The sequence below is a fragment of the Cryobacterium algoritolerans genome (assembly GCF_004402785.1).
Lineage (GTDB): Bacteria > Actinomycetota > Actinomycetes > Actinomycetales > Microbacteriaceae > Cryobacterium > Cryobacterium algoritolerans.
Genome location: NZ_SOFP01000069.1, coordinates 1 through 23,151, shown reverse-complemented (window position 1 = coordinate 23,151; position 23,151 = coordinate 1). Strand labels below are relative to the sequence as shown.

At 68.6% G+C, this 23,151-nt stretch carries 24 protein-coding genes; 12 read left to right on the top strand and 12 right to left on the bottom strand.

Translation table 11 applies throughout. The features are described from left to right. Positions 1-3: 3 nt before the first annotated feature. Positions 4-345 (bottom strand): ArsR/SmtB family transcription factor, encoded by a 342-nt coding sequence (locus E3O19_RS13995; protein ID WP_241981380.1) that lies wholly within the window; start codon positions 343-345, stop codon positions 4-6. Between the two features lie 298 nt (positions 346-643). On the opposite strand from E3O19_RS13995, the gene E3O19_RS13990 reads away from it, so the two are divergent. The 3 genes from E3O19_RS13990 to E3O19_RS13980 are packed head-to-tail and all read left to right on the top strand — an operon-like array spanning position 644 to position 2,642. Continuing rightward, positions 644-1,138: a hypothetical protein gene (locus tag E3O19_RS13990; RefSeq protein WP_134568555.1), complete on the top strand. Its 495-nt coding sequence runs from the start codon at positions 644-646 to the stop codon at positions 1,136-1,138. Then, entirely contained in the window at positions 1,138-2,223 is a 1,086-nt protein-coding gene (locus E3O19_RS13985) for an MAB_1171c family putative transporter (protein WP_134568553.1), read from the top strand. The genes E3O19_RS13990 and E3O19_RS13985 overlap by 1 nt, the downstream gene beginning before the upstream one ends. Beyond that, positions 2,220-2,642 (top strand): hypothetical protein, encoded by a 423-nt coding sequence (locus tag E3O19_RS13980; protein WP_134568551.1) that lies wholly within the window; start codon positions 2,220-2,222, stop codon positions 2,640-2,642. Before E3O19_RS13985 ends, E3O19_RS13980 begins: the two co-directional genes overlap by 4 nt. 237 nt (positions 2,643-2,879) lie before the next feature. Here the strand turns inward: E3O19_RS13980 and E3O19_RS13975 are convergent, their stop codons facing one another. The 5 genes from E3O19_RS13975 to E3O19_RS13960 all read right to left on the bottom strand — a co-directional run bounded on the left by E3O19_RS13975 (position 2,880) and on the right by E3O19_RS13960 (position 7,987). Beyond that, on the bottom strand, positions 2,880-3,203 hold the full coding sequence (locus E3O19_RS13975; RefSeq protein ID WP_241981379.1) for a VOC family protein: 324 nt from the start codon (positions 3,201-3,203) through the stop codon (positions 2,880-2,882). After that, on the bottom strand, positions 3,176-3,322 hold the full coding sequence (locus E3O19_RS18870) for a hypothetical protein (RefSeq protein ID WP_420898620.1): 147 nt from the start codon (positions 3,320-3,322) through the stop codon (positions 3,176-3,178). The genes E3O19_RS13975 and E3O19_RS18870 overlap by 28 nt, the downstream gene beginning before the upstream one ends. Before the next feature lie 173 nt (positions 3,323-3,495). After that, positions 3,496-5,766 (bottom strand): polyribonucleotide nucleotidyltransferase, encoded by a 2,271-nt coding sequence (locus E3O19_RS13970; protein WP_134568549.1) that lies wholly within the window; start codon positions 5,764-5,766, stop codon positions 3,496-3,498. 326 nt (positions 5,767-6,092) lie between these two features. Further along, positions 6,093-7,013, bottom strand: a complete 921-nt coding sequence (locus tag E3O19_RS13965; protein WP_198413919.1) for an iron-sulfur cluster-binding protein — start codon at positions 7,011-7,013, stop codon at positions 6,093-6,095. Then, on the bottom strand, positions 7,010-7,987 hold the full coding sequence (locus E3O19_RS13960) for a dihydroorotate dehydrogenase (RefSeq protein WP_166804584.1): 978 nt from the start codon (positions 7,985-7,987) through the stop codon (positions 7,010-7,012). Before E3O19_RS13960 ends, E3O19_RS13965 begins: the two co-directional genes overlap by 4 nt. A 213-nt stretch (positions 7,988-8,200) precedes the next feature. Here E3O19_RS13960 and E3O19_RS13955 point away from each other — a divergent pair, with 213 nt between their 5' ends. Next, positions 8,201-9,484, top strand: a complete 1,284-nt coding sequence (locus E3O19_RS13955) for a low temperature requirement protein A (protein ID WP_134568546.1) — start codon at positions 8,201-8,203, stop codon at positions 9,482-9,484. Between the two features lie 30 nt (positions 9,485-9,514). Here the strand turns inward: E3O19_RS13955 and E3O19_RS13950 are convergent, their stop codons facing one another. Beyond that, positions 9,515-10,633, bottom strand: coding sequence for an LLM class flavin-dependent oxidoreductase (locus tag E3O19_RS13950; RefSeq protein WP_134568545.1), 1,119 nt, complete (start codon positions 10,631-10,633; stop codon positions 9,515-9,517). 177 nt (positions 10,634-10,810) lie between these two features. On the opposite strand from E3O19_RS13950, the gene E3O19_RS13945 reads away from it, so the two are divergent. Then, positions 10,811-12,502 (top strand): glycoside hydrolase family 13 protein, encoded by a 1,692-nt coding sequence (locus E3O19_RS13945; RefSeq protein WP_134568544.1) that lies wholly within the window; start codon positions 10,811-10,813, stop codon positions 12,500-12,502. Between the two features lie 129 nt (positions 12,503-12,631). Here the strand turns inward: E3O19_RS13945 and E3O19_RS13940 are convergent, their stop codons facing one another. The 4 genes from E3O19_RS13940 to E3O19_RS13925 form a co-directional block, all read right to left on the bottom strand. After that, positions 12,632-14,167 (bottom strand): amino acid permease, encoded by a 1,536-nt coding sequence (locus tag E3O19_RS13940; RefSeq protein ID WP_134568543.1) that lies wholly within the window; start codon positions 14,165-14,167, stop codon positions 12,632-12,634. Between the two features lie 334 nt (positions 14,168-14,501). Continuing rightward, a complete protein-coding gene (gene rpsO / locus E3O19_RS13935; RefSeq protein ID WP_134510745.1) occupies positions 14,502-14,771 on the bottom strand; it encodes a 30S ribosomal protein S15 in 270 nt (89 codons plus the stop codon). 148 nt (positions 14,772-14,919) lie between these two features. Then, entirely contained in the window at positions 14,920-15,663 is a 744-nt protein-coding gene (locus E3O19_RS13930) for a maleylpyruvate isomerase N-terminal domain-containing protein (protein ID WP_241981378.1), read from the bottom strand. Positions 15,664-15,717: 54 nt separating this feature from the next. Further along, positions 15,718-17,247, bottom strand: a complete 1,530-nt coding sequence (locus E3O19_RS13925) for an MFS transporter (protein ID WP_134568542.1) — start codon at positions 17,245-17,247, stop codon at positions 15,718-15,720. Positions 17,248-17,348: 101 nt separating this feature from the next. Here E3O19_RS13925 and E3O19_RS13920 point away from each other — a divergent pair, with 101 nt between their 5' ends. Continuing rightward, entirely contained in the window at positions 17,349-18,011 is a 663-nt protein-coding gene (locus E3O19_RS13920) for a TetR/AcrR family transcriptional regulator (protein WP_134568541.1), read from the top strand. Positions 18,012-18,116: 105 nt separating this feature from the next. Here E3O19_RS13920 and E3O19_RS13915 read toward each other — a convergent pair whose 3' ends face one another. Next, positions 18,117-19,109 carry an LLM class flavin-dependent oxidoreductase gene (locus tag E3O19_RS13915; protein ID WP_134568540.1) on the bottom strand — a complete coding sequence of 331 codons (993 nt, stop codon included), beginning with the start codon at positions 19,107-19,109 and terminating at the stop codon, positions 18,117-18,119. A 125-nt stretch (positions 19,110-19,234) separates the two neighbouring features. Between E3O19_RS13915 and E3O19_RS18715 the strand changes: the two genes are divergently transcribed. The 6 genes from E3O19_RS18715 (at position 19,235) to E3O19_RS13890 (ending at position 23,057) form a co-directional block, all read left to right on the top strand. Next, positions 19,235-19,579 carry an SDR family NAD(P)-dependent oxidoreductase gene (locus tag E3O19_RS18715; RefSeq protein ID WP_338145104.1) on the top strand — a complete coding sequence of 115 codons (345 nt, stop codon included), beginning with the start codon at positions 19,235-19,237 and terminating at the stop codon, positions 19,577-19,579. Further along, on the top strand, positions 19,576-19,995 hold the full coding sequence (locus E3O19_RS18710; RefSeq protein ID WP_338145103.1) for an SDR family oxidoreductase: 420 nt from the start codon (positions 19,576-19,578) through the stop codon (positions 19,993-19,995). Before E3O19_RS18715 ends, E3O19_RS18710 begins: the two co-directional genes overlap by 4 nt. Before the next feature lie 193 nt (positions 19,996-20,188). Beyond that, on the top strand, positions 20,189-21,307 hold the full coding sequence (locus E3O19_RS13905; RefSeq protein ID WP_134568567.1) for a M4 family metallopeptidase: 1,119 nt from the start codon (positions 20,189-20,191) through the stop codon (positions 21,305-21,307). 10 nt (positions 21,308-21,317) lie between these two features. After that, positions 21,318-21,674 carry a protealysin inhibitor emfourin gene (locus tag E3O19_RS13900; protein WP_134568539.1) on the top strand — a complete coding sequence of 119 codons (357 nt, stop codon included), beginning with the start codon at positions 21,318-21,320 and terminating at the stop codon, positions 21,672-21,674. A 74-nt stretch (positions 21,675-21,748) separates the two neighbouring features. Then, on the top strand, positions 21,749-22,174 hold the full coding sequence (locus tag E3O19_RS13895; RefSeq protein WP_134568538.1) for a pyridoxamine 5'-phosphate oxidase family protein: 426 nt from the start codon (positions 21,749-21,751) through the stop codon (positions 22,172-22,174). Between the two features lie 25 nt (positions 22,175-22,199). Continuing rightward, positions 22,200-23,057 (top strand): SDR family oxidoreductase, encoded by an 858-nt coding sequence (locus tag E3O19_RS13890; protein ID WP_134568537.1) that lies wholly within the window; start codon positions 22,200-22,202, stop codon positions 23,055-23,057. Positions 23,058-23,151: the final 94 nt, after the last annotated feature.

The following is a 23,151-nucleotide window of genomic DNA, read 5'->3' as shown; positions in this document are numbered from 1 at the left end:
CGGTCAGAGCACGTCCTGCGCGATCGTGCGCAGGAGGGCGTTGGAGTCTTCGAGGGTGGCCACCAGCATCCGCTTGGCGACGGAGAGCAGTTCGGCGACCATCGGGTCGCGCAGTCCGTAGAAGATCGTGTTGCCCTCGCGCCGGGTGACGACGACCCCGGCCCGGCGGAGCACGCCGAGCTGCTGGGAGAGGTTCGAGAGTTCGGAGCCGAGCGCCTCGGCCAGGCTGCCGACGGAGCGTTCGCCGCCCGCGAGCTGCTCGAGCACCTGCACGCGCAGGGGATGCCCGAGCGACTTGAACAGTTCGGCCTTGAGCAGGGCCATGGGAAGTCCGGTGGTCGACACCGTCTGAGCATATCGCTAATTTACGATGTTCTCAAATAGATGCGGCGCGGACAACGCCCTACGGCCAGCTCCACGGGCGTGATTCGCGGTGCGGTCCCGCCCCGACCGCACCGCATCACGCAAACGACCACGCGCCCCCCAACTTGCGTCCGGCGCGTGACACGCGGGCCGCACAGCGGTCCCGGCAGCATCCGGAAACCGCTAGCCTAGACATGTCCAACCGAATCCAACGGTAGCACGAATTAGACATGTCCAACGCCCGGCGACACGCCGCGGGACGCATAGAGCGGAGCAGTGCGTGAAGCCGGAAGATCGCCGGGAGCAGGCCCGCCACCTGGTCGCGGCCCTCGACCTGCCACGCCCGCTCACCGCCGAGAAGCTGCACCGGCACATGGAGGGCGTGCGCCGGAAGCGGATCGTCATCCGCCCGGCCAGCGCCGGCATGATCATGTCCGGCGTCTGCGGCCTGTGGCTGGAGATCGCCGACGAGGACTTCGAGCGGGTGCACTACGCGCCGACGGAGTCCGCCGTGCACCGCCAGCAGTTCATCAACCACGAGTACGGCCACATGATCCTCCAGCACGAGAAGGAACTCCTCCCCGCCGAACGCGTCGCCCTGCTCGCCCCCCTGATCCCGATGGACGCGATCGTGCACGCGCTCTCCCGGAGCAGCTTCACCGACGAGCAGGAGGCACTGACCGAGGCCATCGGCGACGAACTCGCCCTGCTCATGCTGAGCGACCGCACGGAAGCCCGGCACGGCCCGCGAACCGGGTTCGGGAGGGTGCTCTGATGCTCGTCGTCCTCCAGCTCGGTGTGTGTTCTGTCCTCTGGCTTGCCACGCTGTTCTGCCTGCCGTCGGCCATCCGAGGCCGTCGCCGACTGTTGTTCTGGTTCCTCACCGTCTTCGCGCTGACGATGACCGTGCAGCCGGAGCCGCTCTACGACGCCGTCGATGCGGTCCTCGGCGGCGTGAACACGACGTTCTTCCTTTTCCACGCTACCGTGATCATTGCGGTGGCACTGATGAACAGCCTGGTCCAGCTCGCCACCACGGAGGGCGGGATCTCCCGAGCCAACAGACGATCGACCGTCATCGCCGTCACGATCGTCATCGGCGCCCAGTCCGTGCTGTTCTTCGGCAGCGACTGGCGGTTGACGAGCGATGTTCGCGCGATGGACTTCGATCGCTGGGACTACACCCTCTACGCCATCACCACGTGGTTCGCCCTGGCGTACTTTGCCGTGTCGGTCCTGGTCGCCTGCCTCTCGGATTATCCTCGGCAACGCCGGGTCGTCACCCGCCTCTCGTTGGCCTTCATCTCCCTGGGCTGCCTTGCTGCCCTGACCTATGCGGTGGTCAGCGTGTGGAGCGCAATCTCCTCGGGCCATGATCCACACTCGACCTTCACCGCGTCATCGCGCGGTGTGTACTTCACCGCTCTTCTCGCCGCCCCGATCTGCGTGTCGATCGGTCTCGGCCTGACCACGGTCGTCGACGGAGTCGCCAGCGGCTGGCGAAACGCCGGGAACCGCGTCCTGCTCTGGCGGATCTCGCCGCTCTGGGAACGCCTGATCGCGGACTCCCCCGAGCTCAGCATCGAGGCGCCGTCGCCGCGCCTGCGCCTCGCCTTCGGGCGTGAGCCCGGAGCGCGGCTCTACCGGCGCTACGTGGAAGTGCGCGACAGCCTGCTCCTCCACCCGCGGGACGCCACTGCGGCCGAACATGCCCTCCTCGACGCGGTCGAGCGGCAGACCCACGCCGACCGCCCCGAAACCCACCCGAGGCGCCTCGCCCCGGCCGGACCGGGCGACGCCGTGTCGGTCGAGGCCTCCCCCACACCCCACACGACGCGTCGGAGAGGGCGAAAGCCATGACAACAGCATCCGTGCCGCACGACCCCGGACTCACCCCCCAGCAGGAGCTCGGCCGCAAGCTCACCCTCCTGCTCGACGTCGTCGTCGCCGAGGGAAACACTCCGTACACCTACCGGGCGATCGCGGAGGGCCTGGCCGAGCACGGACTCTCCCTCTCCCGCGCGCGTTGGGCCTACATGATCGCCGGAACCGGGCCGCTCGTCACCGACGTGGCCCTGCTCACCGGGATCGCCGAGTTCTTCCGCATTCCGCCTGCCTACCTGCTCGGCTCCGACGACGACATCCCCGAGCGGGTGGATGCCCAGCTCGCGTTCGTGAAGAAACTGCGGGCGAAGCGCGTCGTCAGCTTCGCTGCCCGCACCCTCGGCGATGTGTCCCCCGAGATGCTCCGCTCGATCACCGAGCTCCTCGACGAATGATTCCGGCCGAACCCGACCCAGACGCGGAACACCCGCTCGACCGTGGGGGGACGGGAGCGGGTGCGAACCCATAGTAGCCCAGTATTCCCAGCCGCCTGTTCTCCACCACCCGCCAGTTTCACCGCGGGAGATTGTTCCGCGCCTGTCGCGGCGCACCGGTGAGAAATGGGCGCACGGTCTACGGCGCGCCCGCGTCCCCAACCTGCGCCGCGAGACGCCGGCCCGGGTCGGCCGGGATCAGGCCCCCGGTCCCTGGTGTGCCGTGAACGCTTCGGGGCCGATCTCAGCCGCGACCGGTTCATCCAGAGCGCGCTGAACAGATTGCCGTCGGGGTCTTCGAAGTCGCGCACACATGAAGCCATAGTCCTGAACTTCGCGGTGCGGCGTACCGCCGGCGGCGATCGCCTTCTCGAGGATCGCGTCGACCTCCTCGCGTGACTCCCGGCTGAACGCGGTCTCGACCTGGAGAGCGCTGTCGGGGTCGATGATCGGCTTGTCCGTGAACGTGCTGAAGAACTCGCGGGTGAGGACCATCAGGAAGAGATTCTCGTCGTTGACCACGCAAGCGGCGTTCTCGCCCGTGAACAAGGGGGGTTGATCTTCCAGCCGAGTCCCGAATAGAACTTCGTGGCCCGGTCGAGGTCGGTGGTGGGGAGGTTGACGAAGATGCTGGTGACCACGGTGAGTCCTATGTTCTGTCGAGGACGTGGCCCGTCGGTGTGCAGGCCACCCAGCCTGCTGGCAAGGAACCGGCATCCGGTCAAAGGTGCGAAAAAGCCCGCCCTGCCGAAGCAGGACGGGCTTTCCGTCTAACCGACCAACCTGGCGAGAGGTTGTCGGCAGAACTACCAGACTACACCTCGGTGCTGACCGGTGCGCCCTCAGAGTCGGCGGCCGACTCTTCGAGAACCGGGGCGAGCGACAGCTTGCCACGGTCGTCAATCTTGGTGATCTCCACGAGGACCTTCTGGCCAACACCGAGCACGTCTTCGACGTTCTCCACGCGCTTGCCACCGGCGAGCTTGCGCACCTCGGAGATGTGCAGCAGGCCGTCCTTGCCCGGGAGCAGCGAGACGAACGCGCCGAAGGCGGCGATCTTCACGACGGTACCGAGGAACTGCTCGCCGACCTCGGGGTTGGTCGGGTTCGCGATGGAGTTGACCATGGCACGGGCGGCCTCGGCCGACGGTCCGTCGACGGCGCCGATGTACACGGTACCGTCCTCCTCGATGGAGATGTCGGCGCCGGTCTCGTCCTGGATCCCGTTGATCGTCTTGCCCTTCGGGCCGATCAGCTCGCCGATCTTGTCTACGGGGATCTGCACGCTGATCACGCGGGGCGCGGTCGGGGCCATCTCGTCCGGCGCGTCGATGGCGGCGTTCAGCACGGCGAGGATGGTCGCACGAGCATCCCTGGCCTGGGTGAGCGCGCCGGCGAGCACGGAGGCGGGGATGCCGTCGAGCTTCGTGTCCAGCTGGATCGCGGTGACGAATTCGCTCGTGCCGGCAACCTTGAAGTCCATATCGCCGAGGGCGTCTTCGGCGCCGAGGATGTCGGTCAGCGCCGCGTAGCGGGTCTTCCCGTCAACTGTGTCGCTGATCAGGCCCATTGCGATGCCGGCGACCGGCGCGCGCAGCGGCACTCCGGCGTTCAGCAGCGACAGGGTCGAGGCGCAGACGGAACCCATCGACGTCGAACCGTTGGAGCTGAGCGCCTCCGAGACCTGACGGATGGCGTAGGGGAATTCCTCCCGCGTCGGCAGCACGGGAACCAGGGCACGCTCGGCGAGGGCACCGTGGCCGATCTCGCGGCGCTTCGGCGTTCCGACCCGGCCGGTTTCACCGGTCGAGTAGGGCGGGAAGTTGTAGTTGTGCATGTAGCGCTTCTTGGTGACCGGGCTCAGGGAGTCGATCGTCTGCTCGAGCTTGAGCATGTTCAGCGTGGTGACGCCCAGGATCTGGGTCTCGCCGCGCTGGAAGATCGCCGAACCGTGCACGCGCGGGATGATGGCAACCTCGGCGTCGAGCGGGCGGATGTCCGCGAGCCCACGGCCGTCGATGCGGATGCCCTCGTTCAGCACGCGGGAGCGCACGACGAGCTTGGTGACCGACTTGTACGCGGCGGAAACCTGGCCGTTGGCGCCGGCCTCGAGCTCGCCGGCTTCGACCTTCGCTGCGATGGCCTCCTTGACGGATGCCTTGAGCGCGTCATCCGCGTTCTGGCGTTCGATCTTGTCGGCGATCTGGTAGACGGCCTTCAGACGGTCGTACGCGAGGGCGGCGACGGCGTCGTAGGTGGCCGGCTGGTAGGACGGGAACACCGGGTAGGCGCCGGTCGGCTTGGCGGCCGAGGCGGCAACCTTCTGCTGCGCTTCGATGAGCTGCTTGATGAAGGGCTTCGAGGCTTCGATGCCCTCCGCGATGACCGCTTCGTTCGGCTTGATGGCGCCGCCCTTGATGAGGTTCCACGCGTTGTCGGTGGCTTCGGCCTCGATCATCATGATCGCGACATCCTGCGCGCCGTTCGCGTCGGTCACCACGCGGCCGGCAACGACCATGCTGAACACGGCGTCGACGATCTGAGAGTGCTTGGGGAACGCGACCCACTGGCCGGAGCCGTGCTCATCGGGGATGAGGGCGACGCGGACGCCACCGATCGGACCGGAGAACGGAAGGCCGGCGAGCTGGGTCGACATCGACGCCGCGTTGATCGCGAGCACGTCGTAGTACTCGTCCGGCGCGATGGCCAGAACGGTCACGACAACCTGGATCTCGTTGCGGAGTCCGTCGACGAACGACGGCCGCAACGGCCGGTCGATCAGGCGGCAGGTGAGGATCGCCTCGGTCGACGGGCGACCTTCGCGACGGAAGAAGCTGCCCGGGATGCGGCCGGCAGCGTACATGCGCTCCTCGACATCGATGGTCAGCGGGAAGAAGTCGAAGTTCTCCTTCGGCTGCTTGCTCGCGCTCGTCGCGGAGAGCAGCATGGTCTCTTCGTCGATGTACGCGGCGGCTGAACCCTGCGCCTGCTGGGCGAGACGGCCGGTTTCGAAGCGGATCGTGCGTGTGCCGTACTTGCCGTTGTCAATAACGGTTTCGGCGAACGTGATTTCTGGACCCTCCATATGGGGGTTCTCTCCTTTGTTTAGACTCGTTTGCCCGGATGGCGTGCGAGTGGGGCGTCTGAGCAGGTAACAGGCAGAACGACACCGCCGATGCGCGCCGTGCGGTCGATTGCTCAACCGACGATCGGTGCGCCACACTGTGCTCGAGCTGGCCACCAGTAGAAATTCACCACCCGCGGATGCCGCCACCTGCGTTGGGAAACCACCACCGAGGGCCAGCGTTCCGCCGACCTGCTCCGTTTGTTCGGTCAATCCGGAGATTGACCTCCACCAGTCTAACAGAGCGCCTCCCGGTTGACGGGTGGCGCGGCTAAACAGCCGGGGTGTCAGAGCGAAGAAACGGGGAGAGCCGCGTCGAACACCGGGCCGTCGACGCAGACCAGTGGCCCCTCCACTTCCGGGTCGGTGGCGACGGGGGCGGCGCAGCCGTGGCAGTAGCCGAGGCCGCAGGCCATGTGCGCCTCGAGGGAGACCTGCACCGGGACGCCCCATTCGGCGCCGAGCTCGGCGGCGAGGCGGGCGAGCACGCCAGCCCCGCAGACGAGGATCACCGCGGGCGGGTTGTCCCGGAACTCGGCCCGCAGCCGCTCGCCGAGCGCAGGGATGGAACTCGACCCGTCGTCGTCGGTGACCGGGATGACCGCGGCCCCGAGTTCGGCGCAGTCGGTGACGCCGATCAGGTCGAAACGGGTGCGCCCGCTGAGCACCACGGTCGCGTCGACACCCCGCGCCGCGGCATCCTCAACCGAGGCCATGATGGCGCAGACGCCAACGCCCCGCCCGATCAGCAGGGCCGTGCGGGCATCCGATGGGATCTCGAACCCTCGACCGAGCGGCCCGGTGACGAGGAGGCTCCCCCCCACGGCGACGTCGGCGAGCGCAATCGTGCCGCGGCCGGCGACACCGTAGATGACCTCGACGGTCCCCGCGTCGGGATGCCGGCGGTGGATCGCCATCGGGCGCGGCAGCAGGATCCGTTCCCCGCCGGTGGGCGGCACCGTGATCATCAGGAACTGCCCGGCGAGCGCGGTGCGGGCGATGGTGCCCGTTGCCAGGACGAGGCGACGGTACCGCTGGCCCACATTCGTGTGTTCGAGCACCCGGGCGTCATCCCAGACCGGCTCGGGCCGAGGTTGCCCGGCGGGAGGGCGAACGGAGATGAGGCCGTCGAGTGCGGCCTCATCGGCCGCGGCGAAGGCCTGCTGGCGCCGCAGCGCTTCGCGGGCGAGGGAAGCCATGGCGGTCATTGTGCTCTCCACAGGTCGATCAGGTCACGGATGCCGGCCACTTCGTCGTCTGCGCAGCGCTCCTGCAGCGCGCGCACGATCTCGACCATGGCGAATGGCCGGCCAAAGCTCGCTGTGCCCACCTGCACGGCCCGGGCGCCGACGGCGAAATAGTCGAGGGCGTCCTCGGCCGTCTCGATCCCGCCGCAGGCGATCACGGGGATCTCCACGGCGCGGGCGGCCAGCCAGACCAGCCGGAGCACGATCGGGCGGATCGACGGGCCGGAGAGCCCGCCGATGACGTTGCCCAGGGCCGGACTGCGGGTGTCCGGCTGAAGCGGCAGGGCGGGAATCGAATTGGCCACGCAGACCGCGTCCGCGCCGGCCTCCTGCGCGGCGAGCGCGCAGTCCGCGATCGAGGAGGCCAGGACGGGGAGCTTGACGATCAGCGGTTTGTCCGTGGCCTGGCGGGCCGCGCGCACCACGGCCAGGATGGCGTCGGGATCTGAGCCGATATCCGTGCCGAGGCGGTCCAGGTTCGGGCAGGACACGTTGAGTTCGTAGGCGTCGCCCGCACCGTCAAGGTCACGCACCACCGGTGCGTACTCGGCGGGACGGTGGCCGCCCACGCTGATGATGACGGGCACGCCGAGCTCACGGTAGCGCGGGTGCAACTCGGCCAGGAAGCCGGCGGCCCCACGGCTGGGGATACCGACGCTGTTGACCATGCCGGCGCGGATCTCGGTCAGGCGGTGCGCCGCATTGCCGCCGCGGGGGGTGCCGAAGACGGTCTTGGTGACGACGGCGCCGAGCTCGGCAACCGGGATGAGCCGGCCCAGCGCCGGGCCGAAGCAGCCGGACGCGGGCATGACCGGGTTGGCCAGGGTGAGGGAGCCGATTCGCACGGACAGGTCGACCGTGGCGGAACGCGTCGGTCGGGCAGCGAAGAATGCCGCACGCGCATCCGTCGGGTGCTGCGGGGGCGCGCTGGTCATGGTCTCTGCTTCCGCGGGCCGCATTCACACCGGTCGGCCCACCCGCCCAGTATCCCGCGCGCACGCCGACCGGCCCAAATCGGGCAGGCGATCTGCTCGCCGAATCCTCAACTCCTTCGCGATGCACACCCAAGGCGGGCGCCGTCGCCGCCAGTATTCTTGGCCTGTTCCCAGCCGTCACTGGTGCCGCAGGCGCCGCGGAAGGAGAGTCGGATGACCCTGAATCTGAATCGCCCGCGCCTGTTCCGCACCAGAGACGAAAGCGCAGGCCAGGACAGGGTGACCTTCATCGAGCTGTTCTTCGATCTCGTCTTCGTCTTCGCGATCACCCAGCTCTCCCACACGATCGCGGACCATCTCAGCGGCAGAGGACTGGCCGAGGCCGCGGTCATTCTCGTCGCGGTGTGGTGGGTGTGGATGTACACCGCCTGGGCGACAAACTGGCTCGACCCCGAAACCGGCGCGGTACGCCTGATGCTGTTCGGGCTGATGCTGCTCGGCCTGGTGCTGCTCGGCCTGGTGCTGCTCGGCCTGGTGCTGAGCACCTCGATCCCGGGGGCCTTCGGCGACCGGGCGTGGGGATTCGCCGTCACCTACGTCGTCATGAAGGTCGGCCGCACCGCTTTTCTGGCCTGGTGCTACCGCGCTGTCGACCGGACCAACGGGTTGAACATCACCCGGATCACCATCTGGTTCCTGGCCTCGACCTCCCTGTGGATTCTCGGAGCCCTCTTCGGCGGCGACGCGCAACTTCCGCTCTGGGCCGCGGCGATCCTGCTCGAAGTCGTCGGGCCGTCAGTGCGTTACTACACGCCGTTCCTCGGCGCTTCACCCACGTCATCCTGGTCGGTCTCCGGCGGTCACATCGCCGAGCGGAGCGGACTGTTCATCATCCTGGCGCTCGGCGAATCGATCCTGGTCACCGGGACCGCTTTCAGCCGTGGGGACCTCAGCGTCGCGGCCGTCGGCGGCGTGCTGGCAACGTTCGTGAGCACGATCCTGTTCTGGCTGCTCTACTCCAGCCATGGCGCGGAGCACGGCTCCCGCTTCATCCGCTCCGCGCAAAAGACCGGACCGATCGCCCGCCTCACCTACGTCTACCTGCACATTCCCATCGTCGCGGGGGTGGTGTTGAGCGCGGTCGGCGATGAACTCGCGCTGGCGAATCCGGAGGATCCGCCGAGCCCCGGTGGCCTGGCGGTGGTGGTCGGGGGCCCGGCCCTCTATCTGATCGGGACTCTGTTGTTCAAGCGATCGATCGGCCGCCCGTGGCTGAGATCGCATCTGGCCGGCGTCGCGGCCCTGGCCTTGTTCTATCTGGCCAGCGCAACGGTTCTCCCAGCGGTGGACGCCGTCGCACTGCTCTGGATCACCAATGCCGTTGTGGCGCTGGTGGTGATCGCCGACGAGGTGAGCACCCGCCGGGCTGCGTCGAGTGAGGCGATCGGCGAACCTGGGGCGGACGGTACCCAGAACGAGACCGCGGAGTTCTCATGACAACGCCCGCAGTGCACGGAGGGTGGGGTACTACCTCGCCCGACTCTCCGCGACCCGCGCTGAGACCCGCGCTGTCGCGGACGCTGCGGCGGTCAGGCTTGCGTGCGTGGGGGCCTCCGGAACGTGTGCCGGGCGGTTCTTCTCCAGCTCCCTGCGCAGCACCGGCACGACCTCCCCGCCGAGGATGTCGAGCTGCTCGAGCACGGTCTTCAACGGCAGGCCGGCGTGGTCCATCAGGAACAGCTGGCGCTGGTAGTCGCCGAAGAAGTCGCGCATGCCGGCATAACGGTCGATGATCTGTTGCGGGCTGCCGACGGTGAGCGGGGTCTGCTCGGTGAAATCCTCCAGGCTCGGCCCGTGGCCGTAGACCGGGGCATTGTCGAAGTACGGGCGGAACTCGTCGACGGCGTCCTGCGACTTCGCGCGCATGAAGACCTGGCCGCCGAGGCCGACGATGGCCTGGTCGGCGGCGCCGTGGCCGTAGTGCTCGAACCTGGCCCGGTAGAGGCCGATCAGCTTCTGGTAGTGCTCCTTGGGCCAGAAGATGTTGTTGGCGAAGAAACCGTCGCCGTAGTACGCCGCCTGCTCGGCGATTTCCGGGCTGCGGATGCTGCCGTGCCAGACGAACGGCGGCACCCCGTCGAGCGGGCGCGGCGTGGCGGTGAAATTCTGCAACGGTGTGCGGAACTGGCCCTCCCAGTCGACGGATTCCTCCCGCCACAGCCGTCGGAGCAGCGCGTAGTTCTCCAGGGCGAGCGGGATGCCCTGGCGGAGGTTCTGGCCGAACCACGGATAGACGGGGCCGGTGTTGCCGCGGCCGAGCATGAGGTCGACCCGGCCGTCGGAGACATGCTGCAGCATTGCGAAGTCCTCGGCGATCTTCACCGGGTCGTTGGTCGTGATCAGGGTTGTCGACGTCGACAGGATGATGCGCTCGGTCTTCGCCGCGATGTAGCCGAGCAGGGTCGTCGGCGACGACGGCACGAACGGCGGGTTGTGATGCTCGCCGGCCGCGAAGACGTCGAGGCCGACCTCTTCGGCCTTGACCGCGATCGCCACCATGGCCGTGATCCGGTCGTGTTCGGTGGGGGTTCGGCCGGTCGTGGGATTGGTGGTCAGGTCGCCGACCGTGAAGATTCCGAACTGCATGTCCAGCCTCTCGATTTCAATACGTGTGCATGGATACTGGAGCCAACCGTGGTGTGCACGATCCTATTCCAGCCGTTCGATCGGAACCCCCGCCCGACCCGCCCGACGGTCACCCAACGGTGACCCCCGGCAGCCGGCCGCAGACCCTCCCGCGGGAGTGATGAGAGGATCAATAAAATGACATTCCCCGAATCGGACACCGTGCCCCTCGCCACCGCAGCCCAGGCCCCGTGGTGGACACGCGCCGTGGTCTACCAGGTCTACCCGCGCAGTTTCGCGGACTCGGACGGCGACGGCATCGGCGACCTCGGCGGCATCCGCGGCCGGCTCGACTACCTCGCCGAGCTGGGGGTGGATGCCCTCTGGCTCTCGCCCGTGTACCCGTCGCCGCAGCACGACAACGGCTACGACATCAGCGACTACCAGGAGATCGAACCCGTGTTCGGCGACCTGGCCGAGTTCGACCTGCTCCTGGCGGAGGCGCACGAGCGCGGCATCAAGATCGTGATGGACCTGGTGGTCAACCACACCAGCGATGAGCACGCCTGGTTCCGGGAATCGCGGTCCTCGCTGACCAACCCGAAACGTGACTGGTACTGGTGGCGGAAACCCCCGGCCGACGGCGGCCCGCCGAATGGCTGGGCCAGCGCCTTCAGTGGCCCGGCCTGGACTCTGGACGAGCAGACCGGCGAGTACTACCTGCACCTCTTCGCAAAGCAGCAGCCCGACCTCAACTGGGAAAACCCGGAGGTGCGCCTGGCCGTCTACTCGATGATGAACTGGTGGCTCGACCGCGGTGTCGACGGTTTCCGGATGGACGTGATCAACTTCATCGCGAAGCAGGTGGACCTGATCGACGGCCCGGCCCCGGCGACCGGCGGTGGCTCCCCGACGGGCCCGCAGATCCACGACTACCTGCAGGAGATGCGCGAGGCGGTCTTCGCCGGGAGGACCGGCGAGCACCTCACGGTCGGCGAGATGCCGGGCGTGGCCACCGGCGATGCCGTGCTCTTCACCGACCCGGCCCGCGGCGAGGTCGACATGATCTTCCAGTTCGAGCATGTCCGCCTCGACCAGGGCGCGAACAAGTTCGATGTGCTCCCCCGCAGTCTGAGGGCGTTGAAGAAGAACCTCGCCCATTGGCAGGACGGCCTGGCCGAGACCGGCTGGAACAGCCTCTACCTGAACAATCACGACCAGCCCCGGCTCGTCTCCCGGTTCGGCAACGACACCGTCTGGCGCTACGAGTCGGCGACGCTCTGGGCCCTGGTGCTGCACCTGCACCGCGGTACGCCCTACATCTACCAGGGTGAGGAGATCGGCATGACCAACGTGCGGTTCGACTCGATCGACGACTACCGCGACCTCGAATCGCTCAACCATTACCGCGAGGCCGTGGACGAGTTCGACCTGGACCCGGGGAGCGTGCTCGCGGGGGTGCAGACGATGAGCCGGGACAACGCGCGCACTCCGATGCAGTGGGATGCGAGCGCGCAGGCCGGCTTCACCACCGGTACGCCCTGGCTCCCGGTGAACCCGAACCATACGGAGATAAATGCGGCGGTCGACCGGGCCGCGGAGCGGAGCGTGTTCCGGTTCTACCAACGCCTGATCGCCCTCCGCCACGAGAGTCCCGTCGTCGCCCTCGGCGAGTTCACGCTGCTCGAGCCGGAACACGAGCTGCTCTTCGCGTTCACCCGCCATCTCGGCGACGAGACACTGCTCGTCGTCGCAAACGCGTCGGACTCCCCTCTCGACTCCCCTCTGCCGGTCGACGTCTCTGGCGCGGAGCTCGTCCTCGGCAACTACCCTGCCCTCGGCGCCGGCTCGGGTCTCGGGCCGTGGGAAGCGCGACTGTACCGGCTGTAGCGGTACCGCGGACCGTGGCGGAACCGCGGCTGTCGCGGCGCACTCCCGGGAAGCGGGCGCACGTTCCACCGCGCGCCCGCTTCTCCACCACGGGCCGCGAGCGGTCGCGGCGCCGCGCGAAGGGCGGCGCTACGGGCGGTGGATCGCCTCTTCCTCGGCGATGGCTTCCTCGCGGAGGGTGGCGTCGAAGACCCGCTTCGCCTCGATGCCCACGACGGAGCGGCGGCGGCCGTACGCGAAGTACACGGCCAGCCCGATCGCGAGCCAGACCGCGAACCGCACCCAGGTGAGTGTGGTCAGGTTGAGCATCAGCCAGAAGCAGAGCACGGCCGAGAGGATCGGCAGGTAGGGCGAGAACGGCACCGAGAAGGCACGCTTGAGGTCGGGCCGCTTCTTGCGGAGCACGATCACGGCGATGCTGACCAGCACGAACGCGGACAGAGTGCCGATGTTGATCATCTCCTCGAGGACACCGACGTCGGTGAAGCCCGCGATCAGGGCGACGGCGCCGCCGGCGATGATCTGGACCCGGGCCGGCGTGCCGCGTTTGGCGGAGGTGACGCTCAGGCTGCGCGGAAGGAGACCGTCGCGGCTCATCGCGAAGAGGACCCGGGACAACCCGAGCAGCAGCACCATGATGACGGTGGTCAGGCCGACCAGGATGCCCACGGAGATGACCTGGGCCGCCCAGCCGGCGCCGACGGCGATGAAGGCCGTGGCGAGCGAGGCGTTGGGGTCGTCGGCCAGCACCGTGTACGGCACCATCCCGGTGAGGACGAGGCTGACCCCGAGGTAGAGCACGGTCACGATGGCCAGGCCGGCGAAGATGCCGCGCGGCAGGGTCTTCTGGGGGTTCTTGACCTCTTCGGCGCTCGTGGCGACGACATCGAAGCCGATGAAGGCGAAGAAGACGAGCGACGCTCCGGCGAGCAGGCCGAAGATGCCGTACTGGGCCGGGTGCGCGCCGGTCATGAAGGAGAACAGGGACTGCATCCAGACATCCCCGTCGCCGCCCGTGCTGGGCACGGCCTGGGGGATGAAGGGGGTGTAGTTCTCCGGCTTGATGTAGAAGGCGCCGACGACGATGACGAAGAGCACGATCGCGACCTTGAGGATCGTGAACACGCTGGCGACCCGCGCGGACAGTTTGGTGCCCAGCACAAGCAGGGCCGTGAAGATGGCGACGATGACGAAAGCACCCCAGCTCACCTGCAGGCCGAAGACCGAGATCGTGGCCGGGACGTTCCAGTTCGCCAGTTCGAAGACCTTGCTGAGGTAGATGCCCCAGTACTTCGCGATCACGGCGCCCGCGGTGAGCATCTCGAGAATGAGGTCCCACCCGATGATCCAGGCGAGCAGTTCACCGAGGGTTGCGTAGGTGAAGGTGTAGGCGGAGCCGGCGACCGGCACGGCCGAGGCGAACTCGGCGTAACACATGATGGCCAGCGCGCAGGTGATCGCGGCGAGCAGGAAACCGAGGGTGACGGATGGCCCGGCGTAGCTTCCGGCCGCCTTCGCGCCGACCGAGAAGATCCCGGCGCCGACCGCGACGGCAACGCCCATGATCATGAGGTCCCAGGTGCCCAGCGTTCGCTTGAGGCTGTGGCCCTTCTCGTGGGAGTCGGCCAGGGAGGCCTCAATGCTTTTGGTGCGCCAGAGGCTCATAGCGAGGTGGTGTCCGTTCCGTTGGGGTACCGGACCATGCTAAGGCCCCATGGCCCCTGTCCGGGTGCCCAACGTCGCCCCCGGCCCGCGTTTCGCGGCCCGACCGGCCCTAACGCTGCAGGAGGACAAGTGCGAGCGGGGGCAGAGCGCGACCGCCCACACCGGAGGCGACAGCATTGACGGGCACGCGACCGGGAGCCGACGCCCAGCGGGTGCGGGCGGTCGCGTGCCGCGGTGTGGCCGCCGGGCACAGAAAACGGGTCGCCACCCGAAGGTGCCGACCCGTTTCGACGCTCTTGCGAGCCAGAAGTTCGCGTTGTCTTCGAAACGTGCCTTAGCGGCGCAGTCCGAGGCTCTCGATCAGCTTGCGGTAGCGGCTGATGTCGATGTCGGACAGGTAGCCGAGCAGACGGCGACGCTGACCAACCATGAGGAGCAGGCCACGACGCGAGTGATGGTCGTGCTTGTGCTCCTTGAGGTGCTCCGTGAGGTCCAGGATGCGCTGCGTGAGCATAGCGATCTGAACTTCAGGGGAACCCGTGTCGCCTGGGTGGGTAGCGTACTTTTCGATGATCGCCTTCTTAGCATTGGCTTCGAGTGCCATAGATGGGATCCCCTTTCTCTCACTGCGCGGTGCCCGGGGCCGAATGCCTGGGCTCTCTTGATCCGCGGCCGTCAGACGGCAACCCCCCGAGTTTAGCAGAGTCGCGGATGCCCGGGCTCCCGTGCGGCATCCGGCTCGCCCCTCGAAGTCAGAGCACCGTGAAGCCGGCCGGCAGGGGGCCGCGGCCGGTGGCGGCGAGCAGCAGGGTCGCGGCGAGCCCTGAGTCGACCGCGAGGTCGGCGACGAGGCGCAGGGCGGCGGATGCGGCGGCATCCGGCACCACGGCAGGCACGCCGAGGGCCGCGACCAGGTCGCAGGTGTGCACGGTGAGTTCGAAGGTGCGGGTGGGGAGATAGTCGGCCAGGCGCATACCGCCGACGGGAGTGGCAACACGTGCGTCCGATTTCGCCCCGTCGACCACGGCGATCACCCGGCGGGCGATGGCCGCGACCGTGCGGGCCGGGTCGGGGCCCAGCGCCAGCCCGGCCTCATGTCCGCGCGCGGCCACGGCCGACGGCTCCCCCAGTGAGGCCATCGCAAGGCGGTAGTAGTCGACGGTCGAAGCCACCGTCGCCCGGGCTGCCGCACGGGCAGCCGCACCGGCGCCCGCGCCCGTCCCGGCGCCCGCACCCGCGGCGAGGTAGGCCTCCACGGTCAGCAGCGCCCGGCTGGTGTGGCCGACGAGGTCGCGCACGGTCCAGTCGCCGAGCGCGGGCCGGTCCCACTCGGTGTCAATTGTTGCGGCGGTGGCGGCGAACCAGCCCGCGGCGGCGGCGAAGGCGGCCCGGTCACCGGCCCAGGATGTCATGGGTCGGCTCGTCCTGCGCCGGCCGAGGTGGTCGGTGAGCAGGGAGCGGATCGGGCCTGGGCTCGTGGTGTCGTCTGCGCGCATGACTCCACGATAATCACGCATCCGGCGCCGGTCATTTTTCCGGCGCTGAGGGCGTCACTTCCGGACCGTCAGCACGGGTTCGGCCTCGGTCGAGGAAGGTGTCCCGTGCGGATTGGCCAGCGAGGTCCCATGGCCCAGGCGCCGGAAGAGCAGCGCGGCGAGCACCCCGCCGAAGAGGAAGAAGCCGGCACCCCACCAGTAGGCCGTGGCGTAACTGTGCACCGCGGCCTGGGCTGCTACCGCGGCCGAAACCGGAAGGTGCGCCGCGAGATAGTCCGTCGCAGCGGTCGCGGCGAGCGTGTTCAACAGGGCAGTCCCGATGGAGCCGCCGACCTGTTGGCTGGTGTTGACCATGGCCGACGCCACGCCCGCGAACTGGCGGTCGACGCCAAGGGTCGCGGTCTGCATCGATGCGGGCATGATGGACCCCATTCCGAAGCCGAGGATCATCAGCGGGGGAAGGATGTCCGCCGCATAGCTGCTGTCCAGGCCAAGGTGGGTGAGGTAGGCCATCCCGGTCGCACCCAGGGCCATTCCGAACGGAACCATGACCTTCGGCCCGAAGCGCGGCACGAAGATGTTCGTCGACAGTTGCGCGGCGAGGACCAGCATCGCGATCATCGGCAGGAATGACAGCCCGGTCTGAATCGGCGTATAGCCCAGTGAGGTCTGCAGGAAGTAGGTCACGAACAGGAAGATCCCGAACATGCCCGCGCCGGCGATCAACACCGAGCTGTAGGCCGCGCCGCGGTTGCGATCGAGCACGATCGAGAGCGGGAGCAGCGGATGCTCCGCTTTTCGCTGCCAGAGCACGAAGCCGACCAACAGCACCGCGGCGGCCACGAGCATCCCCCAGGTCAGCGGTGAATCCCAGCCGTCGATCTCCGCATTCGAGAACCCGTAGACCAGCCCGAACAGCGAGCCGGAGACCAGCAGTGTTCCGGGAATGTCGAGCTTCGGGCGCGGGCCGGTCCGGTTCGCGTTACTCACGAAGGTCACGGCGCCGATGACGGCGACGACCGCGATGACGACGTTGATGTAGAGGTTCCAACGCCAGTCGAAGGTCTCGGTCAGGTAGCCGCCGAGGAGGAGCCCGATGGCCCCGCCTGCCCCGGCGATCGCGCCGAAGACGCCGAAGGCCCGGGCTCGCTCCTTGGGAACGATGAAGGTGGTCGTCAGCACGGCCAGCGCGGTCGGGGCGAGGAGGGCGCCGAACGCGCCCTGCAATGCCCTGGCAGCCACGAGCATCCCGAAGCTTCCCGCTGCGCCGCCGAGCGCGGAGGCGGCGGCGAAGCCGACCAGGCCGATGATGAAGGTCCGCTTGCGACCGATCAGGTCGGAGAGGCGCCCGCCGAGCAGCAACAGGCTGCCGAATGCCAGCGAATAGGCGGTGACGATCCACTGGCGGTCGCCGTTGGAGAAGCCAAGGTCGGCCTGGGCGGAGGGCAGCGCGATGTTGACCACGGTCGAATCCAGCACGACCATGAGCTGGGCGAGGGCGACGACACTGAGCGTCCACCACCGCCGGGAGGGGGCCGACAGGGCGGCAAGCAGGCTCGAAGAATCGGATGAGGTCTGGGGCATGTAGACGACCTTATACGATACTGTGGAGTTCCGGATCTTAATAGTTCCTGAATTTACGTTGACGTAACATTGGAGATCTCACAGAACGGATGGATGTCGCCATGACGCAGCTCGACCTCGGGCAGCCCGATCTGGGCGAGCGCACGGCCGAGCCATCGCCAAAGCTCGGTCGCAAACGGGATCACACCCGTGACCCCGAGATTCTCTCTGCGGCCCTCGAGGTCCTCGCCGAAACCGGGTATGACGGCATGACCATCGACATGGTCGCGGCACGGGCCAAGGCAGGCAAGGCCACCCTCTACCGCCGTTGGGCTTCCAAGGGGGAACTCGTCATCGACGCCGTCGCCTGCATGAAAAAGGGCGACCTGGACGATGCGAAGCTGCCCGACACCGGCACCCTGCGCGGCGACCTCATCGCGATGATCAGGCCGCACTCGATCGAGGACGGCGAGAAGAAGCTCCAGATCATGGCGGGACTCATGTCCATGCTGTCGCGCGCGCCGGAGCTCGCTGAGGCGGCCAATGCGGCGATTGTCGAACCTCGCGCCGCGGCCAATCGCGTGCTCATGCGGCGGGCCATGGACCGCGGCGAGATCTCAGCGGACAGCGATGTCGACACGCTCTCACTGATCACCCCGTCGATGGCCGCGTATCGCGTGCTGATTCTCAGAAAACCCGTCGACCGGGACTTCCTCGTCTCCCTGATCGACGGGGTGCTCTTGCCGGCCGTGGGACTGGCCCATCCCGGCACGGATCACCGCTAACTCCACCTCGATCGGATGCCCCTCGGTGCGGCTCGGTTGCGGAGAAAGCACCCTCGGAGTGATCGTGGAGGTGTTTTGTCTGCAACTCAACACAGACCTCGGGCGCTACGGCGTCGCCGATGCAGGCGACCGTGGAGTCGACGTCCAACCTCGGCGGCTCCGGATGCTGTCGGCCACCTGGTCGAGAACAGCCTCCGACCCGGCGTAGATGCCGTCGGCGCGCGGCCCGTGGCTGATCACATCCGTGAAGCCCAGCTGGGCCGCGCGGTCGACGGCATCGTCGAACGCCGCCACGCTCCGCAGCGAATACGAACCTCCGCTGTCCAGGCTGAGGTACCGGTCGATCGTGGCGGGGTCGCGTCCTGCGGCGTGCGCCGTCTCGTCAAGCCGGGCCGCAAGCCGTTCGACCGAGGCCCACCAGTCGTCGCCACTGACGCTGTCGGCACCGGTGGTGACCCATCCGGCGCCGTGCCGCACGGCCAGGCGCAGCCCCTTCGGCCCGTTGGCCGCGATCACGAACGGGAGCCGGGGCCGCTGGCGGGGCACCCCGACCATCCGGGCGTTCACGGCACTCGCCCACTCGCCCGTGAAGCTGATGCCGGTGCTGCCGGTGCTGCCGGTGCTGCCGGTGCTGCCGGCGCTGCCGGCGCTGCCAGCGCTGCCGGCGCTGCCGGGCTCCTCATGCCGCAGCAGGACGTCGAGCGCGTCGACGAACTCCGCGAAGCGCTCGTGGCGTTGACGCGGAGAGTACTCGGGCTGGCCGAGCACGGAGGCGTCGAAGCCGGTGCCTCCCGAACCCACGCCGAGGAGTAGGCGGCCGTCCGCGATGTCGTCGAGGGTGGCGAGTTCCTTGGCGAACGGCACCGGGTGCCGGAAGTTCGGTGAGGAGACGAAGGTGCCGAGCCGGATGCGCTCGGTCACGACGGCCGCCGCGGTGAGCGTGGGGATCGTCGCATGCCACGGCTGGTCGGCCAGGCTGCGCCAGGACAGGTGGTCGTAGGTCCAGGCGTGGTCGAACCCGAGTTGCTCCGCCCTTTCCCATCTGAACCTGGCGACCCGCCACGGTTGCTGCGGGAGGATGACAATTCCAAAACGCATGCTGCGAGTCTACGGACCGCATCCGCGGCATTCTCCTCTGTCGACGGCGCCGGTGCTGGTGCTGGAGCTGGAGCTGGAGCTGGGGCGCACGCTCGCCGCGGGCGCGCACCGCAGAGGAGCACCAGGTGAGCGCCGCACTCTCCGCCGACCGCTTCGCCGGGAAGACCGCCATTGTCACCGGGGCCGGGTCGGGCATCGGACGAGCGAGCGCCATCCGGCTCGCCCAAGAGGGCGCGACCGTCGTGGCCGCCGACGTCGTCGCCGATCGTCTCAGCGAGCTTGTGGCCGAGTTCCCCGACCTCGGCTTCATCACCGTGGCCGGCGACGTGAGCAGCGAGGAGACAACCCGGCGGATTGTCGAGTCCGCGGGGCCAAGGATCGATGTGCTCGCCAACATGGCCGGCATCATGGACGATTTCTCTCTCGCGGCGAGGTCGACGACGAGACCTGGGGGTGGGTGTTCCGGGTGAACGTCACCGCGGTGATGCGGCTGACCCGCGCGGTTCTGCCCCGCGTGGTCCTGGCCGGGTCAGGGGCGATCGTGAATGTAAGTTCGGAGGCAGGCCGCCGAGGTGGCGGCGCCGACGTGGCCTACACGGCGTCCAGGCACGCGGTGATCGGGCTCACCCGCAACACCTCCGTCAGGTATGCCGCAAAGGGCATCCGTTCAAATGCGGTGGCTCCCGGTGCGGTCACCACCAACATCGAGGCACCGTTCACGTCGGCCTTGGCCGGCGAGGCGCACGGACCGATCCTGCAATCCATCGTGCCGCCGATCGCCACGGCGGAGCAACTCGCCGCGGCCATCACCCGGCTGGACAGCGACGACTCGGCCAACGTCACGGGCACCATTCTCGCCTCCGACGGCGGCTGGCCCGCGATCTGACCGGCCGCTTCCCGACCTGGACGGCTACCGGTCCGCGCGATAGGCAACCTGGCCGCGGTTTTTCGGCGCCCGCACTTCCCAGTCCAGGTGCCCGGACCAATGGGGCGCAAGGGGTGCGCGTGTCGCCGGCAAGTGACACACTCGAGCCATGACCGGAAGCGAGCATGCCCCGACCCGATGCGCCATCGTNGCCATGACCGGAAGCGAGCATGCCCCGACCCGATGCGCCATCGTCCCGCCGTATCTGCTGCTGCGACTCGCCCGCCTCGACGACCCCCGCTTCGCCCCGGCCGCCGAGGCGGCCCGCCAGTCCCTGCTCCGCGACTCTCCCCTGCGCACCCGCCGCCAGGTGGCGCATCCGCCCCACCGGACCGAAGTGCGCGGTGGCGCACCGGCGCGGGTGCCGGGCCGGGTCGACCGCGGCGTCTCGGATGCCGGCGGCCTCGAGCGCCTGCCGGGCCGCCTGGTGCGGGCCGAGGGTCATCCGCCCGTGCCCGACGTCACGGTCCAGGAAGCGTGGGAGGGGCTCGGCAGCACGCACGACCTGTTCTGGAGCCGTTTCCACCGGGACTCGGTCAACGGCCGCGGGTTGCCCCTCGACGCCACCGTGCACTACGGACGCAACTACGACAACGCCTTCTGGGACGGCGAACGCATGGTCTTCGGCGACGGCGACGGCCAGGTGTTCAACCGGTTCACCGCGTCGCTGACCGTGATCGGGCATGAGCTCACCCACGGCGTGACCCAGTTCACCGCCAACCTCGCCTACCAGGGCCAGTCCGGGGCCGTCAACGAGTCGATGTCCGACGTGTTCGGCTCGCTCGTCGAGCAGCACGCGCGGGGCCAGTCAACGGCCGAGGCCGGCTGGCTGATCGGCGAGGGGCTCTTCACCGACCAGGTGCAGGGGGTTGCCCTGCGTTCGATGAAGGCACCCGGCACCGCCTACAACGACGATGTGCTCGGCCGGGACCCGCAACCGGCCAGCATGGCCGGCTACGTGGAGACCGAAGACGACAACGGCGGGGTGCACCTCAACTCCGGCATCCCCAACCGGGCGTTCTACCTGGTCGCCAAGGCACTGGGCGGCAACGCGTGGGACGCGCCGGGGCAGATCTGGTACGACACCCTGACCAGCGGCACCCTCGGCACAACCGTCACCTTCGCTGCCTTCGCCCGGGCCACAGCCCGTGCGGCCGTCAAACGCTACGGCATCGGATCGGCCGAACACCGGGCCGTCATCGCCGGCTGGACCACGGTCGGCCTCGGCTCCGGCCTCGCGACCGGCAGCCCGGGGCCGCAGCGGCCGGAGTAACATCGGCGGCATGAAGGTCGTCGTTTCACGGAGCGGGGGCATCGCCGGCATCCGCACCACCTGGGAGGTGGACGTCGACGCGCAGCCCGACGCCGCCGAGTGGCTCGGCCTGATCACGGCCCTGCCCTGGGCGGACGTGACGAAGAGGGCACCCGAACCGGACCGATTCGTCTACCGCATCCGGTGCGAACCGAACGAGGTGGTCCTCGCCGAACCGCAGGTCTGCGGGCCGTGGAAGGAACTCGTCGACCGGGTGAAGGCATCCCAGCGCGCCGATTCCGGGTCCGGGCCGCGATCGGCCGGACCCAGGCCCACCCCTGACTCGTCACTCGGCGGGCGTGGAGTCAACTCCCAGCCTCCCGGATGATCACCACCCCGACCCGAAGGCGGATTGCCGCGACGCATGCTCGCATCCGACCCGATGGCGTGCGAATATGAGGCATGGAAACCAACGACCTGTATCCGGTCCGGCACCTCAGCGCAGACGAATGCTGGGAGCTCCTGATCTCGTCGAGTTTCGGGCGCCTCGCGATGAGCATCTCCGGGGAACCGGACATCTACCCGGTCAATTTCATCGCCGCCGACCAGCGGCTGATCTTCCGCACTGCGGAGGGCACGAAACTGCTCGAACTCACCGTGAACGACAAGGTCGCCTTCGAGACCGACGGCATCGGCCGCGACGAGGCCTGGAGCGTCGTCGTGCGAGGCCACGCCCGCGTCCTCGACACGCAGCACGAGATCGAGGCCGCCGACCAGCTGCCCCTGCGGCCGCTCATTCCCACGCTCAAGTACATTTACGTCGAGATCACCCCCCAGGTGATCACCGGACGACGCTTCCAGCTCGGGCCGGAACCCGAGCGCTACTAAGATCGCCCGCCATAGCTCGCCCGCCATGACGAACACATCTGCCGGGAACACGCCGAAGATCGTCCTGATCACCGGGACCTCGTCGGGAATCGGGTTGCACGCCGCCGTCGCGGCGGCCCAGGCCGGCCACACCGTCGTGGCAACCATGCGCAACCTCGAGGGACAGAGGGCGTTGCTCGACGCCGCCGACGAGGCCGAGGTGAGCCTCGACATCGGTCGCCTCGATGTGACCGAGGCGCAGTCGGTGACCGAGGTGGTGGCCGAGATCGTCGCCCGCTACGGGCGCCTCGACGCCGTGGTCAACAACGCCGGCTCCGGTCATCTTGGCACCATCGAGAACGAGACCATCGACCAGGTCAGGGCCGTGATGGAGGTGAACTACTTCGGGGTGGTCGCCGTCACCCGGGCCGCGCTCCCGCACCTGCGCACGAGCCACGGTCGCCTGATCACGGTGACCAGCGTCGGCGGCGTCATCGGGCAGCCATTCAACGAGGCGTACTGCGCCGCAAAGTTCGCCGTGGAGGGTTTCATGGAGAGCCTCGCGCCCGTGGCCGGGACGGCGGGCGTGTCGGTGACCGTCGTGGAGCCCGGCGCCGTCGCGACCTCGTTCGTCGCCAACGTGGGCTTCGATCCTGCCGCGACACCCACCGGCGGCGACCCGTTCGCGGCCGGCCTGGCCGCCTACCTCGCCCGCACGGGTTCGTCGTTCGCCGCGGCGCAGTCGGCGGAGAGCGCCGGTGCCGTGGTCGCCGCCCTGCTCGACGGCGACCCGCCGCCCTTCCGGGTGCAGACCTCGGATGCCGCCCGGCGGTTCGTCGCCGTCAAGCTCGCCGACCTCGACGGCGCGGCCGTGCAGCGCCTCACCGGCGGCTGGATCGCCTAACCCACCCGTCCCGGGCGCGCCCGCGCCCGGTGGCACCTGCCGCGCGCCGTCCCGTCCAGCCCGCACGGGTTTCGGCAGGCCGCAACCGCGTCCG

Bases quoted from the DNA above. Each gene is read 5' to 3' on its own strand.
- E3O19_RS13920 (WP_134568541.1), top strand. From the start codon at position 17,349: ATGACGCAGCTCGACCTCGGGCAGCCCGATCTGGGCGAGCGCACGGCC.
- E3O19_RS13930 (WP_241981378.1), bottom strand. From the start codon at position 15,663: ATGCGCGCAGACGACACCACGAGCCCAGGCCCGATCCGCTCCCTGCTC.
- E3O19_RS13970 (WP_134568549.1), bottom strand. From the start codon at position 5,766: ATGGAGGGTCCAGAAATCACGTTCGCCGAAACCGTTATTGACAACGGC.
- E3O19_RS13925 (WP_134568542.1), bottom strand. From the start codon at position 17,247: ATGCCCCAGACCTCATCCGATTCTTCGAGCCTGCTTGCCGCCCTGTCG.
- E3O19_RS13965 (WP_198413919.1), bottom strand. From the start codon at position 7,013: ATGACCGCCATGGCTTCCCTCGCCCGCGAAGCGCTGCGGCGCCAGCAG.
- E3O19_RS13895 (WP_134568538.1), top strand. From the start codon at position 21,749: ATGGAAACCAACGACCTGTATCCGGTCCGGCACCTCAGCGCAGACGAA.
- E3O19_RS13915 (WP_134568540.1), bottom strand. From the start codon at position 19,109: ATGCGTTTTGGAATTGTCATCCTCCCGCAGCAACCGTGGCGGGTCGCC.
- E3O19_RS13955 (WP_134568546.1), top strand. From the start codon at position 8,201: ATGACCCTGAATCTGAATCGCCCGCGCCTGTTCCGCACCAGAGACGAA.
- E3O19_RS13940 (WP_134568543.1), bottom strand. From the start codon at position 14,167: ATGAGCCTCTGGCGCACCAAAAGCATTGAGGCCTCCCTGGCCGACTCC.
- E3O19_RS13945 (WP_134568544.1), top strand. From the start codon at position 10,811: ATGACATTCCCCGAATCGGACACCGTGCCCCTCGCCACCGCAGCCCAG.
- E3O19_RS13905 (WP_134568567.1), top strand. From the start codon at position 20,189: ATGACCGGAAGCGAGCATGCCCCGACCCGATGCGCCATCGTCCCGCCG.
- E3O19_RS13980 (WP_134568551.1), top strand. From the start codon at position 2,220: ATGACAACAGCATCCGTGCCGCACGACCCCGGACTCACCCCCCAGCAG.
- E3O19_RS13900 (WP_134568539.1), top strand. From the start codon at position 21,318: ATGAAGGTCGTCGTTTCACGGAGCGGGGGCATCGCCGGCATCCGCACC.
- E3O19_RS13985 (WP_134568553.1), top strand. From the start codon at position 1,138: ATGCTCGTCGTCCTCCAGCTCGGTGTGTGTTCTGTCCTCTGGCTTGCC.
- E3O19_RS13960 (WP_166804584.1), bottom strand. From the start codon at position 7,987: ATGACCAGCGCGCCCCCGCAGCACCCGACGGATGCGCGTGCGGCATTC.
- E3O19_RS13890 (WP_134568537.1), top strand. From the start codon at position 22,200: ATGACGAACACATCTGCCGGGAACACGCCGAAGATCGTCCTGATCACC.
- rpsO (WP_134510745.1), bottom strand. From the start codon at position 14,771: ATGGCACTCGAAGCCAATGCTAAGAAGGCGATCATCGAAAAGTACGCT.
- E3O19_RS13950 (WP_134568545.1), bottom strand. From the start codon at position 10,633: ATGCAGTTCGGAATCTTCACGGTCGGCGACCTGACCACCAATCCCACG.